We start from the raw sequence: 14,176 nt of genomic DNA, 5'->3' as shown, positions 1-14,176 counted from the left end.
AATTATGGGGCAAATGCCCTGATTTTTAGAGTGAAGGGAATGGAATGAACATGCAAGGAAGAGTAAAATGGTTCAATGCAGAAAAGGGATTTGGGTTTATTGAGCGTGAAGACGGTGATGATGTGTTTGTTCATTTTTCTGCTATTCAACAAGATGGATATAAGTCATTGGAAGAAGGGCAACAAGTTGAGTTTGATATTGTAGAGGGAGCACGTGGACCGCAAGCAGCTAATGTTGTAAAACTGTAGGTATATTGTTTTTGGGAAGAGAAAGCTGCGCTTGTGGCAACGTTATATATATGGTAGAACCTCTTGTTTTTTTGCAAGGGGTTTTTGTTATAAAATGAGTTGTCAAAAAGTTGTTTCTTTTCTGTAACGAATTGTCCACAGTTATATTCGTTATTCACGATGTTAATAGGATAAAATAAAGATAGAAACGATGCATCTTTTCATTTCAACAAAAAACGATAAAAAAATCGCAATTCCACTAATTTTTTTAAAAAAGTTAGAAGGAGTTTTTAAGCCGGTGTCGAAATTATAGTACATAGGCTTGAAAGGAGGAATTCATCTATGAAATTCAACATTCGTGGTGAAAATATTGAAGTAACTCCAGCATTAAAGGAATATGTAGAGAAAAAACTAAGTAAGTTAGAGCGTTATTTTGATACATTCCCAGAGATTAAAGTTAATTTAAAAGTATACTCTGACAAGCAACGTGTCGAGGTAACAATTCCATTTACTGATTTATTACTTCGTGCAGAAGAAACTAATAGCGATATGTACGCTGCTATCGATTTAGTAGTTGATAAACTTGAGCGACAAATTCGTAAACATAAAACAAAAGTAAATCGTAAGTTACGTGAGAAAGGTTCTATGAAAACGAACTTTATCCTTCCAGAAGCAGTAGCTGTTCTGGATGAGGTAGAAGAGGATGAACTAGAACTTGTACGTACAAAACGATTCGATTTAAAACCGATGGACGTTGAAGAGGCAATCCTACAAATGGATATGCTAGGACATAATTTCTTCGTCTTCACAAATGCTGATACAAATGAAACTAACGTTGTATATGGCCGTAAAGATGGGAAATATGGTTTAATTGAAACTAAATAATAATTCAACAGCGCAGCCGAAATGGCTGCGCTTTTTTTGCTGAAAATAGATTTTTTAAAAAAGTTTTCTCAATTTAGAACGAGACATTCGGCCGATTGTTGTCATAGTTATAAGACAAGTGTTACAATTATCATTAGGTATATACATTTTAGTTTTTTTAATTAGGAGAAAAATTGGCATAACATACATTTGATTTTTATAACGACTGATTGTAATAGAGAAAAAGAAAAAACAATCGGAAGTTTTATTTTAATAAAAAGAGGAGCGTATTTCCTATGATCGGTATTTTAAAAAAGGTGTTTGATGTAAATCAACGCCAAATTAAACGTATGCAGAAAACAGTTGAGCAAATTGATGCATTAGAGTCATCTATTAAGCCATTAACTGATGAACAATTAAAAGGGAAGACGCTTGAATTTAAAGAACGTCTAACAAAAGGTGAAACAGTAGATGATCTACTACCTGAAGCTTTTGCGGTTGTTCGTGAAGCTGCGACTCGTGTTCTTGGAATGCGTCCGTATGGTGTACAGTTAATGGGTGGTATTGCCTTACATGAAGGGAATATTTCTGAGATGAAAACGGGTGAAGGTAAAACGTTAACATCTACATTACCTGTATATTTAAATGCTTTAACAGGAAAAGGTGTTCACGTTGTTACAGTCAATGAATACTTAGCACAACGTGATGCGAGCGAAATGGGACAACTTCATGAGTTCCTAGGATTAACAGTAGGAATTAATTTAAACAGTATGTCACGCGAAGAGAAACAAGAGGCTTATGCTGCTGATATTACGTATAGCACAAATAATGAGCTTGGATTCGATTACTTACGTGACAACATGGTTTTATATAAAGAGCAGTGCGTTCAACGCCCACTGCACTTTGCTATTATCGATGAAGTCGATTCTATCTTAGTCGATGAAGCGCGTACGCCACTTATTATTTCTGGACAAGCTCAAAAATCAACAGAGCTGTACATGTTTGCAAATGCATTCGTTCGTACGTTAGAAAATGAAAAAGATTATTCATTTGATGTGAAGACGAAAAATGTAATGTTAACAGAAGATGGTATTACGAAAGCGGAGAAAGCTTTCCATATTGAAAACTTATTTGATTTAAAACATGTAGCGCTTCTTCACCATATTAATCAGGCACTTCGTGCGCACGTTGTTATGCATCGTGATACAGATTATGTTGTACAAGAAGGCGAAATCGTAATTGTAGACCAATTTACTGGTCGTCTTATGAAAGGTCGTCGTTATAGCGAAGGGTTACACCAAGCTATCGAGGCAAAAGAAGGCGTAGAAATTCAAAATGAAAGTATGACGCTTGCGACAATTACATTCCAGAACTACTTCCGTATGTACGAAAAGTTATCTGGTATGACTGGTACAGCGAAAACAGAGGAAGAGGAATTCCGTAACATTTACAATATGAACGTTATCGTAATTCCAACGAACAAACCGATTATTCGTGATGACCGTGCAGATTTAATCTTTAAATCAATGGAAGGTAAATTTAATGCTGTTGTTGAGGATATTGTAAATCGTCATAAACAAGGGCAACCAGTTCTTGTCGGTACAGTTGCGATCGAAACGTCAGAACTTATTTCAAAAATGTTAACGCGTAAAGGTGTACGTCATAACATCTTAAATGCAAAAAACCATGCGCGTGAAGCGGATATCATTGCAGAAGCAGGTATAAAAGGCGCTGTAACGATTGCGACGAACATGGCAGGTCGTGGTACAGATATTAAGCTTGGAGACGATGTGAAAAACGTTGGTTTAGCCGTTATCGGTACAGAGCGTCACGAAAGTCGTCGTATTGATAATCAGTTACGTGGTCGTGCTGGTCGTCAAGGGGACCCAGGTGTTACGCAGTTCTACTTATCAATGGAAGATGAACTAATGCGCCGCTTCGGTTCTGATAATATGAAAGCGATGATGGATCGCCTTGGTATGGATGATTCTCAGCCAATCGAAAGTAAAATGGTTTCTCGTGCAGTAGAATCTGCGCAAAAACGAGTAGAAGGAAATAACTATGATGCACGTAAGCAGTTACTACAATACGATGATGTACTTCGTCAGCAACGTGAAGTTATTTACAAACAGCGTCAAGAGGTAATGGAGTCTGAGAACTTACGCGGTATTATTGAAGGTATGATGAAATCTACAGTAGAGCGTGCGGTTGCACTTCATACACAAGAGGAAATTGAAGAAGATTGGAACATTAAAGGTCTTGTTGACTACTTAAATACAAACCTTCTGCAAGAAGGAGATGTGAAAGAAGAAGAATTACGTCGCCTTGCTCCAGAGGAAATGAGCGAGCCAATTATCGCGAAATTAATAGAGCGTTACAATGACAAGGAAAAGCTTATGCCAGAAGAGCAAATGCGTGAGTTCGAAAAAGTTGTTGTATTCCGTGTTGTAGATACGAAATGGACAGAGCATATCGATGCGATGGATCACCTTCGTGAAGGTATTCATTTACGTGCTTACGGTCAAATTGATCCACTTCGTGAGTATCAAATGGAAGGGTTCGCAATGTTCGAATCAATGATTGCTTCTATTGAAGAGGAAATTTCTCGTTACATTATGAAAGCTGAAATTGAACAAAACTTAGAGCGTCAAGAAGTTGTTCAAGGTGAAGCTGTTCACCCATCTAGCGATGGCGAAGAAGCGAAGAAAAAACCAGTTGTAAAAGGTGACCAAGTGGGCCGCAACGATTTATGTAAATGTGGTAGCGGTAAAAAATATAAAAACTGCTGTGGTATCGGGAAGTAATATAGGGCGGTAGCCCAGGCTGCTTTGCAAACTTTTACATCAAAAATGTATAATTAAGAAGGATTAAACTCTCTCCGTCATAAGTGGAGAGAGTTTCCCTTGTTTTCATACGAAAGTAACAGCAATTACATAGAGGTGAAGGAAATGGAATTAGTAGAAATTAGACAGGAATTAGAGAAAATGGCTAAGAGATTAGCGGCTTTTAGGGGGTCTCTTTGACCTCCCTACTAAGGAGAAACAAATTTCAGAATTAGAAGAGAAAATGATGGGCGCAGGATTTTGGGATGATCAACAAGGCGCACAAGCTGTCATTAACGAAGCAAATGCGTTAAAAGATATGGTTGGGAGTTTCCGTCAGTTAGATGAGACATTCGAAAATTTAGAAATAACGCATGAACTTTTAAAAGAAGAGTATGATGAAGATTTACATGAGGAGCTTGAATCAGAAGTAAAAGGCTTAATTCAAGAAATGAATGAGTATGAGCTGCAGTTACTACTTAGCGATCCTTATGATAAAAATAACGCCATTTTAGAATTACACCCAGGTGCAGGTGGAACAGAGTCACAAGACTGGGGTTCTATGTTATTACGTATGTACACACGTTGGGCTGAAAAACGTGGGTTTAAAGTAGAAACTGTTGACTACTTACCAGGTGATGAAGCTGGTATTAAGAGCGTTACTTTATTAATTAAGGGTCATAACGCTTACGGTTACTTAAAAGCTGAGAAAGGTGTACATCGTCTTGTACGTATTTCACCATTCGATTCTTCAGGCCGTCGTCATACATCGTTCGTATCTTGTGAAGTTGTACCTGAATTCAATGATGAAGTTGAAATTGAAATACGTACAGAAGACTTGAAAATTGATACGTATCGTGCAAGTGGAGCGGGTGGACAGCACGTCAATACGACAGATTCAGCAGTTCGTATTACGCATACACCGACAAATACGGTTGTAACGTGTCAGTCAGAGCGTTCTCAAATTAAAAACCGTGAGCACGCGATGAAGATGTTAAAAGCGAAATTATATCAAAAGAAATTAGAAGAGCAACAAGCGGAGTTAGATGAAATTCGCGGAGAACAAAAAGAAATCGGATGGGGTAGCCAAATCCGTTCTTACGTATTCCACCCATATTCTCTTGTGAAAGACCACCGTACAAATACTGAGGTCGGTAATGTGCAAGCAGTTATGGATGGAGAAATTGATCCGTTTATTGATGCTTACTTACGTTCTCGCATCTAATAAGCTAAGTGAAAAAAAGCCAACAAAATTGTTGGCGCACGTTGAGGATATAGAGGACATAAAGAGTGCTATTTTATTTATATGGATGAAGTACAGAGGAAGAGAAGTTGGAAACGACAACTTCTCTTTTTGATGGGATTATATGTAGCATACAATGTTGTATATTGTTTTGTAAAAAGTAGAAAATAGTAAAACAGATTGGCAATAGAGTAAGGCTTTCTACAGAATTTTTCTAAATTCCCGTTCAAAAAGAATCCTTTATAGAAGTTTATAAGTTGTTCACAGAATTGAAACAACTTATAAAAGCTTTATATCATTAGGGTTCTCACTTTATTTTTGAAGAATATGAAATACACCTTAGTTTTTCTATATAAAGATAATGCTTATAATGAAAATGAGTGTGTTAGGAATGAAAAGAATATCAACAATGGGGAGCGATAGAAGTGAAAAAGAAATTATTGGCTATTGCGCTAGGAACATCAGTCGTTTTTGCTTTAGGAGCGTGTGGAAATAAAGAAGAGAGTAAGTCTTCGAACCAGTCTGCAAGTACAGACAGTGCAGAACAAATTTTCCAAAGAAGTTGTGCTGGGTGTCACGCAACAGATTTATCAGGAGCAACTGGACCTGATTTAAGAAAAGTAGGCGGGAAGTACGACGCTGCAGATATCGAAGAAATTATTAAAAAAGGTCGCGGTTCAATGTCGCCAGGACTTATTCAAGGTGAAGATGCGAAAAAAGTAGCTGAGTGGTTAGCTGAACATAAATAAAAAGGGGTAAAATGGACGAGTTGATTCATATAATCAACTCGTTTCCCTTTTTTTGGAATGTAACATAACTGTAACAAAAATGTATCCAAACTGGAAACCGTTTGATGTTACAATGAGGTTTGTAGAATTTTGCTGAAATATATTACATAGAGTAGTATTGCTTAGAAAAAGAGTATAAGTAGACTACCTTCAACAAGAGTGGTTTAAAAGAGAATAAAGGTTTAGCTTTTATTTTCAAATGTACAGAAAAGTATTTCGAAAAAAATCATTAAGTATTGGGTGATAAATAATGATAAAAATGACGAATGTTTATAAGGAGTACCCGAATGGTATGAAAGCCATTGCTGGTCTCACAGTTAACATTAAACAAGGCGAGTTTGTATACGTAGTTGGACCGAGTGGAGCCGGAAAATCTACATTTATTAAAATGATGTATCGTGAAGAGAAGCCATCTACAGGATCAATTAATGTAAATGGTCTTACTATCGAGTCATTAGCAGAAAGAGACGTTCCATATTTCCGTCGTCAATTAGGTGTGATTTTCCAAGACTTTAAATTACTACCTAAATTAACGGTATATGAGAATGTTGCGTTTGCCTTAGAAGTAATTGAAGAAGAGCCAGATGCAATTCGTGAGCGTGTAACAGAAGTGTTAGGTCTTGTAGGTCTTGAAGATCGTGCAGACGCACTTCCAAGCGAACTTTCAGGCGGGGAGCAGCAACGTGTTGCGATTGCGAGAGCAATTGTTAATAGACCAAAGGTTGTAATTGCCGATGAGCCAACAGGTAACTTAGATATTGAAACAGCTCTTGATATTATGAAGATTTTCACGCGCATTAATGAGCGTGGTACAACGATCGTTATGGCGACACATAACGCAGATATCGTAAATACAATCCGTCATCGTGTAATCGCGATTGAAGGCGGAAAAATTGTTCGAGATGAGATGGAGGGAGGATACGGATATGAAGGCTAAGACCCTTAGTCGACATTTGCGAGAAGGTGTAAAGAATCTATCACGTAACGGATGGATGACGTTTGCTTCTGTTAGTGCAGTAACAGTTACATTATTACTTGTAGGTGTCTTTTTAACAGCGATTATGAATATGAACCATTTTGCGACGAAAGTAGAGCAAGATGTAGAAATTCGTGTACACATTGATCCAGCAGCAAAAGAAGCTGATCAAAAGAAATTAGAAGATGATATGAGTAAGATTGCAAAAGTAGACTCTATTAAATATTCTTCTAAAGAAGAAGAGTTAAAACGTTTAATTAAAAGCTTAGGCGATAGCGGAAAGACATTTGAGTTATTTGAACAAGATAACCCACTTAAAAACGTATTCGTTGTAAAAGCAAAAGAACCAACAGATACAGCAACAATTGCGAAAAAGATTGAAAAAATGCAGTTTGTAAGTAATGTTCAGTACGGAAAAGGGCAAGTTGAACGATTATTTGATACTGTAAAAACTGGTCGTAACATCGGGATTGTGTTAATTGCTGGTCTTTTATTCACAGCGATGTTCTTAATCTCTAATACAATTAAAATTACAATTTATGCTCGTAGTACAGAAATCGAAATTATGAAACTTGTAGGTGCAACAAACTGGTTTATTCGTTGGCCGTTCTTATTAGAGGGATTATTCCTAGGAGTATTAGGATCAATTATTCCAATTGGCTTAATTCTAGTTACGTATAATTCGTTGCAAGGTGTGTTTAACGAAAAACTTGGCGGAACAATTTTCGAACTTCTACCATACAGCCCATTCGTATTCCAATTAGCTGGTTTACTAGTGTTAATCGGGGCTTTAATCGGTATGTGGGGAAGTGTAATGTCAATTCGTCGCTTCTTAAAAGTATAAAAAGTTGCAAACATAATTCGTACAAGCTTATCATATAGTAGAAATAGGTAAAGGCATCACACACTGTGTGATGCCTTTTGCTACACCACCTGTGTGTTTTGGAAAGGGGAATTCCGCATTGAAACGTAGAGTTGCAATTATTGGAATGGTTGTTGCATTTTTAATTGGTGCTGGCGGAATGTTTGCGGGTATGTCTTTATTTGGGGTTAACCCAGTAGAAGTAACGCAAACAATTTCGAATGGAAACGCTAGCACTGCGCAAGGGAATTTGGCAAAAATTAATGAGGCGTATGCACTAATTGATTCACGTTATGTGGAAGACGTGAAAGATGAAAAATTAGTCGAAGGTGCAATACAAGGCATGTTGTCTACGCTGAAGGACCCTTATTCCACGTATATGGATAAAGAAACGGCTAAACAGTTTAGTGAATCGCTTGATCCCGAGTTAGAAGGGATTGGGGCTGAGGTGAACAAAACGGACGGTAAGCTTATTATCGTATCTCCAATTAAAGGCTCACCAGCAGAAAAGATTGGAATTAAACCGAATGATCAAATTTTATCTGTAGATGGAAATAGTGTGAAAGATTTATCACGTGAAGAAGCCGTATTAAAGATTCGTGGTAAAAAAGGAACGACTGTTGCGATTGAAATTAAGCGTGCAGGAGTAGCTGATCCGATTGTATTTAAAATTAAGCGTGAAAAAATTCCAATCTTCACAGTGTTTAGCTCTGTGAAACAAGAGAGTGGAAAAGATATCGGTTATATGCAAATCACTTCTTTTGCTGAAAATACAGCGAAAGAATTTAAGGATCAGTTAAAAGAGTTAGAGAAGAAAAACATAAAAGGCTTAGTTATTGACGTACGTGGTAATCCAGGTGGCTACTTAAATAGTGTAGAAGAGATACTAGGAGAAATTATGACGGATAAAAAGCCGATGCTACAAGTAGAGCAAAGAAATGGTGAGAAGAAGAAATTCTCTACGGAACTAAAAGAGAGAAAGCCATATCCAATTTCAGTATTAATTGATAATGGAAGTGCTTCTGCTTCAGAGATTTTAGCGGGTGCGCTAAAAGAGGGAGAAGGATACGATTTAATTGGTGAAAAAACGTTTGGCAAAGGTACTGTTCAGCAAGCTGTTCCATTTAAAGATGGCAGCAACATCAAATTAACGATGTTCAAATGGTTAACACCGGATGGAAACTGGATTCATAAAAAAGGAATCAAGCCAACTGTAGAAGTGAAACAACCAGATTATTATCATGCGACACCAATTCAAATTGAAAAGACACTTTCATACAATGCAAATGATGTACAAGTAAAACATGCCCAAGAAATGCTTAAGAGTTTAGGGTATGTACCAGGACGTGAAGATGGCTACTTTAGTAAAGAGACAGAATCAGCACTGAAAGCATTCCAAAATGCGAATAAGATGGAAGCGACAGGACAGCTCGATAAAAAGACAGCTGAGGCGATTCAAACGAAAATTATTGAAAAAATCCGTTCTGGAGAAAATGATCTACAATTACAGTCAGCATTAAAATTAATGGCGAAGTAAAGTGAAACTTTAATCAGTGGGGGGCTTCATCCCCCACTGATTATTAGTTGAACCAATCGGACTTTTATGGACAGTTGACTCCCCACCTAAATTCTTTGTTTTCGCTGAATTTTGAGGTGGGAGGCTTACTGCCCATTAAAGTGGGATAAAAAGAAATACAGGCAGTTTGCTGCCTGTATTTTTTTGTGTTAAACAAACGTTTGTCCAGTTATGATAATATAAAAAGAAAGAATGATATAAATGGTGGTGAATGGGTTCGTGGAGGCATGGATTTTTGAAATAATGCGGGCAGTTGGACGTTTTTTCTTACACCCTGCTGTCTATGTATTTCTAATAAGTAGTATCTTCGTTGGATACTTACGTATGTTACGAGAACGAAAAGATTTTTCTTTTAAAGTTTATGATATTTGGTTTGAACTGCGAACATCTTTATTGGCGGGAGTTAAATACGGATTAATCGTATCTATCATTACGATTGGGCTCGGACTTGTTGTTTCTAAGGCGAGCTTATGGACCATTTTACTTTGGACGTTACTATTTGGATTAACTGCTATGTATCGATATTTATCAGCGGCTTATACGTTTAGTATCGCGATTGTATGTGTTCTATTATCTTCTAAGCTACCAGTTTCTTTCTTACAGCTTGGAGAAGGTGAAGAGAATACAATCGTATCCCTTGCTATTTTGCTAGGCATCATGCTCGTTGTAGAGGGCTTGTTGATTTCTAAAAATGCAGTAGGATATTCGACGCCGAAGATTAGGAAGGGTAAGCGCGGATTAAAGATTGGTTTACACGAATCAAAGCGTTTATGGATCATTCCTATTTTTATTCTTGTACCAGGTGACGCAGTAACGCAGTTTATTTCATGGTGGCCTGTCGTTTCAATCGGTTCACATACATATTCTCTATTCCTCGTTCCATTTTTAATTGGATTTATGAGAAGGATTAGAAGTTATGAGCCGACGGAAGCTTTATTATTTACAGGAAGACGTGTGTACGGATTAGCAGGACTTGTGCTTGTTTTAGGAATCGCAAGTTATTGGTGGCACGTACTTGCCATTATTGCAATGGGCGTTGCAATGCTTGGACGTTTTACAATTTCCATGCAAGAGAAAATTGCGGATGAAACAAGACCAGCGTACTTCGCTGCACGTAATGATGGACTCGTTGTACTAGATACAATTCCAAATACAATTGGAGCAGAGCTGAATTTACTGCCTGGAGAAATGATTACGAAAGTAAATGGAGTCATTCCAAGAAGTGCTGAGGAATTTTATGATGCGCTTCAAACGAAGACGACAGGAGCATTTTGTAAGTTAGAAGTTTTAGATACAAATGGAGAACTTCGCCTTGCTCAAACGGCATTATACGCTGGTGGACATCACGAATTAGGTATTGTGTTTGTTCAGCAGGAGCATGAGTGGGATTCGGAAGCGATGTAATAGAAGAAAAGGTATCACCTTGTGGTGATGCCTTTTTTTGTGTAAGCAGGGCGGTAGTTATAGTACATGAAATTTATATCGGCGATTTTGCAAATATATCAGCGCAACTTGAAATATATCGGCGATTTTGCAAATATATCAGCGCAACTCGAAATATATCGGCGATTATTCGAATATATCGACTTTCCGGCCAAAAACGACAACTATCGCAAAGCTTATTTTCAGTTTCATAGACGGATAACTTGAATAATTATTTGATAATGGTTATCATTTAGGGAGTCTTTTTAATTTTGGAAAATGGAGGGAAGATATGCTACGTAAATTTTTTTCTTACTATAAACCGTATAAAGGTTTATTTATACTCGACTTTTCTTGTGCGGTCGTCGCAGGATTATTAGAACTCGGCTTCCCGCTTATCGTAAATCAATTTATTGATAAGTTATTGCCAGGGCAAAACTGGACGCTTATTTTATGGGCTTGTTTCGGTTTACTCGCAGTTTATATGTTAAATGCAGGCTTACAATATGTCGTTACATATTGGGGACATATGCTTGGTGTTAACATTGAAACAGATATGAGGCAGAAATTATTTGATCATATTCAAAAGCTATCATTTAGATTTTTTGATAATAATAAAACAGGTCATTTAATTTCACGCCTTACAAACGATTTAATGGAAATTGGGGAAATTGCTCATCATGGACCAGAAGATTTATTTATCGCCGTAATGACTTTAGTTGGGGCATTTTCATTTATGATGATGATCAACTGGAAGTTAGCGCTATTAACGTTCTTCGTTATTCCATTCTTATTATGGTTGGCACTTTACTTCAATAAAAAAATGACAGGTACATTTAGACGTTTATTCTCAGATGTTGCTGATTTCAATGCATGTATTGAGAACAACGTTGGTGGTATTCGCGTTGTACAAGCATTCGGAAATGAAAAGTTTGAGAAAGAGCAATTTGCTGTTAACAACGCTCGTTTCCGTACAACGAAATTAATGGCGTATAAAATTATGGCGCTAAATTCGTCAATTAGTTATATGCTTATGCGTCTCGTAACGCTCTTCGTCTTAATATGCGGTACGTGGTTTGTTCTGCAAGGAGAATTAACGTATGGTGGATTTATCGGATTCGTTCTATTAACGAATATTTTCTTCCGTCCAATTGAAAAAATTAATGCGGTAATCGAAAGCTATCCGAAAGGAATCGCCGGTTTTAAAAGGTATGTAGAGCTTCTTGAAACAGAGCCAGATATTGTGGACTCTAAAGATGCAATGGAAGTAAAACATGTACACGGTGATATTCAATATAACAACATTACATTCGGATATGAAAACAAAGAACCGATTTTAAATGATATTAGTTTGAAAATACATGCAGGTGAAACAGTTGCGTTCGTTGGGCCATCTGGAGCTGGGAAAACGACGTTATGTAGCCTATTACCACGCTTTTATGAGCAATCATCTGGATCGATTCAAATTGATGGTATTGATACGAAAGACATGACGTTATCTTCACTTCGTAAGCAAATTGGAATTGTGCAGCAAGATGTGTTCTTATTCTCAGGAACGATTCGTGAAAACATTGCTTACGGAAATTTAAAAGCATCAGAGGCTGAAATTTGGCAGGCAGTAAAACGTGCGCAATTAGAAGACTTAATTTACTCACAACCAGACGGTTTAGATACTGTTATCGGTGAGCGCGGCGTGAAACTTTCAGGCGGACAGAAGCAGCGTTTAGCGATTGCTCGTATGTTCTTGAAAAATCCGCCAATTTTAATACTAGATGAAGCGACTTCTGCGCTAGATACAGAGACGGAACTTGCAATTCAAAAATCACTTGCTGAACTATCTGTCGGCCGTACAACGTTAGTTATCGCTCACAGACTTGCAACGATTAAAAATGCAGATCGCATCGTCGTTGTAAATAAAGATGGGATTGCAGAACAAGGTTCACATGATGAATTAATTGAACAAGGCGGAGGATACAGTAGGTTATACGAAGCTCAGTTTAGTTCGTAAATATAATTTTTGCCGAATTAGCGCACCATAAGTAAGTGAAAATCTTATATGGGAGGCTATACGGTATGATTGTAACAACAACTTCTACAATTCAAGGGAAAGAAATTATTGATTATGTCGATATCGTCAATGGAGAAGCGATTATGGGCGCGAATATCGTTCGTGACCTTTTTGCCTCTGTTCGTGACGTTGTCGGCGGTCGCTCAGGCGCTTACGAAAGCAAATTGAAAGAAGCACGTGACATTGCAATGGAAGAGATGAAAACTCTCGCAAGGCAAAAAAATGCGAATGCCATCGTTGGTATCGATGTGGATTATGAAGTCGTTCGCGAAGGAATGCTAATGGTTGCTGTGAGCGGGACTGCTGTTCGTATCTGAAGTAAAAAGCCGTGCTGATGCACGGCTTTTTATATGCTATGTCGAAGATTCAATATTTCTTGGGAAATGCGGCAGGTCCCGTCGATATATAGGGAAGACATTAGAGCGCTTCTTTACATTTCCGGATTTGAACTAATAATGTTTCGTATTCTTGTTCGAGAGATGTGATGTCATCGTGATGATTTTGTATGGAAATTCGGCCGATGATTTCTGTTAATTTTGTTTGTAATCGTAACAATTCTTGTTCAGTAACATTTACAGAATCCTCGGTTGTTCTCTTGGTGTATTGCTCGTAATTGCCGTGGAATACTCTAGGTTCACTTTCGTCTACTTTTAGAATATGGTCTGCCACAGAGCGAATAAAGGCACGGTCATGGCTAATGAAAAGTATAGTGCCAGGATATTCTTGTAACATGCTTTCTAATTCTTCTTGCGTTGCTAAGTCTAAATAGTTTGTCAAACTTATTTCAGCTTGTGATTTTTGAATTCGTTATTATAAACTTGTGCCTTAGCTATCGCCTCAGCATCATTTTGGATTTCATCTAACCCATTCGCATCCCCAATAATATAACCCTCAAACGATGAACCAACAAAATCAAAGATGTATTGGAACTGGGAGATAAGTGGTAATGCTTTTAGTTTCGGATTATCGCCGCCAACGATAACAACGTACATTTTTTTGCCTTTCATTTTTTCTTTGAAATGAAGGGATGTATCGCGCAAGCTTTGTGACCAGCGATCGACGAAGTTTTTCATATGACCACTCATCCCGTACCAATATAATGGTGTAGCAAAGATAATTGTGTCGTGCTCTAACATGCGCTTGGTTAACTGCTCGTAGTCATCATCTACAGGTTGGAATCCTTCTGTATCATGACGCTGATCTGTAATAGGATAGACTGTATGATCACGTAAATAAATTTGTTCTGTTTCAATTCCATCAATCATCATATGTGTTAAAGCTTCCGTATTTCCATTTTGTCTTGAACTGCCGTGTATAACAAACATGTA

At 37.5% G+C, this 14,176-nt stretch carries 13 protein-coding genes; 11 read left to right on the top strand and 2 right to left on the bottom strand.

Features of this window, described 5'->3' with window-relative positions; translation table 11 throughout:
* The first annotated feature begins 50 nt into the window (after window positions 1–50).
* The 11 genes from cspC (at window position 51) to PSR14_RS27845 (ending at window position 13,165) form a co-directional block, all read left to right on the top strand.
* Window positions 51–248, top strand: a complete 198-nt coding sequence (cspC, locus tag PSR14_RS27895; protein ID WP_001162041.1) for a cold shock protein CspC — start codon at window positions 51–53, stop codon at window positions 246–248.
* Between the two features lie 321 nt (window positions 249–569).
* Window positions 570–1,112 (top strand): ribosome hibernation-promoting factor, HPF/YfiA family, encoded by a 543-nt coding sequence (gene hpf / locus PSR14_RS27890; protein ID WP_000671190.1) that lies wholly within the window; start codon window positions 570–572, stop codon window positions 1,110–1,112.
* A 275-nt stretch (window positions 1,113–1,387) separates the two neighbouring features.
* Entirely contained in the window at window positions 1,388–3,895 is a 2,508-nt protein-coding gene (gene secA / locus PSR14_RS27885) for a preprotein translocase subunit SecA (RefSeq protein WP_000579381.1), read from the top strand.
* 144 nt (window positions 3,896–4,039) lie between these two features.
* A protein-coding gene (gene prfB / locus PSR14_RS27880; protein WP_096001580.1) for a peptide chain release factor 2 occupies window positions 4,040–5,138 on the top strand; the annotation gives its coding sequence in 2 pieces (ribosomal slippage) (window positions 4,040–4,111 and window positions 4,113–5,138; 1,098 coding nt in all).
* Window positions 5,139–5,581: 443 nt separating this feature from the next.
* Window positions 5,582–5,905: a cytochrome c551 gene (cccB, locus tag PSR14_RS27875; protein WP_000727972.1), complete on the top strand. Its 324-nt coding sequence runs from the start codon at window positions 5,582–5,584 to the stop codon at window positions 5,903–5,905.
* A gap of 289 nt (window positions 5,906–6,194) precedes the next feature.
* Window positions 6,195–6,881 carry a cell division ATP-binding protein FtsE gene (gene ftsE / locus PSR14_RS27870; protein ID WP_000594318.1) on the top strand — a complete coding sequence of 229 codons (687 nt, stop codon included), beginning with the start codon at window positions 6,195–6,197 and terminating at the stop codon, window positions 6,879–6,881.
* Window positions 6,871–7,764, top strand: coding sequence for a permease-like cell division protein FtsX (gene ftsX, locus PSR14_RS27865; RefSeq protein WP_000645019.1), 894 nt, complete (start codon window positions 6,871–6,873; stop codon window positions 7,762–7,764). The genes ftsE and ftsX overlap by 11 nt, the downstream gene beginning before the upstream one ends.
* 70 nt (window positions 7,765–7,834) lie before the next feature.
* Entirely contained in the window at window positions 7,835–9,319 is a 1,485-nt protein-coding gene (locus PSR14_RS27860; protein WP_113733022.1) for a S41 family peptidase, read from the top strand.
* A 258-nt stretch (window positions 9,320–9,577) separates the two neighbouring features.
* Window positions 9,578–10,762, top strand: a complete 1,185-nt coding sequence (locus PSR14_RS27855; RefSeq protein ID WP_142328645.1) for a PDZ domain-containing protein — start codon at window positions 9,578–9,580, stop codon at window positions 10,760–10,762.
* A gap of 310 nt (window positions 10,763–11,072) precedes the next feature.
* Window positions 11,073–12,788, top strand: a complete 1,716-nt coding sequence (locus PSR14_RS27850; protein WP_000944619.1) for an ABC transporter ATP-binding protein — start codon at window positions 11,073–11,075, stop codon at window positions 12,786–12,788.
* A 65-nt stretch (window positions 12,789–12,853) separates the two neighbouring features.
* Window positions 12,854–13,165, top strand: coding sequence for a heavy metal-binding domain-containing protein (locus PSR14_RS27845; RefSeq protein ID WP_000637521.1), 312 nt, complete (start codon window positions 12,854–12,856; stop codon window positions 13,163–13,165).
* A 100-nt stretch (window positions 13,166–13,265) separates the two neighbouring features.
* Here PSR14_RS27845 and PSR14_RS27840 read toward each other — a convergent pair whose 3' ends face one another.
* Window positions 13,266–13,625, bottom strand: a complete 360-nt coding sequence (locus PSR14_RS27840; RefSeq protein ID WP_071742118.1) for a macrolide transporter — start codon at window positions 13,623–13,625, stop codon at window positions 13,266–13,268.
* A 2-nt stretch (window positions 13,626–13,627) separates the two neighbouring features.
* Complete coding sequence (locus PSR14_RS27835; protein WP_000497606.1) at window positions 13,628–14,173, bottom strand: flavodoxin family protein; 546 nt, start codon at window positions 14,171–14,173, stop codon at window positions 13,628–13,630.
* Window positions 14,174–14,176: the final 3 nt, after the last annotated feature.

Source organism: Bacillus sp. A01H, assembly GCF_045277205.1.
Taxonomy (GTDB): domain Bacteria; phylum Bacillota; class Bacilli; order Bacillales; family Bacillaceae_G; genus Bacillus_A; species Bacillus_A paranthracis.
This window is presented reverse-complemented; position numbering and strand designations above follow the sequence as displayed.

Coding starts and splice junctions, on each gene's coding strand:
- PSR14_RS27860 (WP_113733022.1), top strand. CDS start 7,835: ATGCCTTTTGCTACACCACCTGTGTGTTTTGGAAAGGGGAATTCCGCA.
- secA (WP_000579381.1), top strand. CDS start 1,388: ATGATCGGTATTTTAAAAAAGGTGTTTGATGTAAATCAACGCCAAATT.
- PSR14_RS27850 (WP_000944619.1), top strand. CDS start 11,073: ATGCTACGTAAATTTTTTTCTTACTATAAACCGTATAAAGGTTTATTT.
- PSR14_RS27835 (WP_000497606.1), bottom strand. CDS start 14,173: ATGTTTGTTATACACGGCAGTTCAAGACAAAATGGAAATACGGAAGCT.
- hpf (WP_000671190.1), top strand. CDS start 570: ATGAAATTCAACATTCGTGGTGAAAATATTGAAGTAACTCCAGCATTA.
- PSR14_RS27845 (WP_000637521.1), top strand. CDS start 12,854: ATGATTGTAACAACAACTTCTACAATTCAAGGGAAAGAAATTATTGAT.
- cspC (WP_001162041.1), top strand. CDS start 51: ATGCAAGGAAGAGTAAAATGGTTCAATGCAGAAAAGGGATTTGGGTTT.
- ftsX (WP_000645019.1), top strand. CDS start 6,871: ATGAAGGCTAAGACCCTTAGTCGACATTTGCGAGAAGGTGTAAAGAAT.
- ftsE (WP_000594318.1), top strand. CDS start 6,195: ATGATAAAAATGACGAATGTTTATAAGGAGTACCCGAATGGTATGAAA.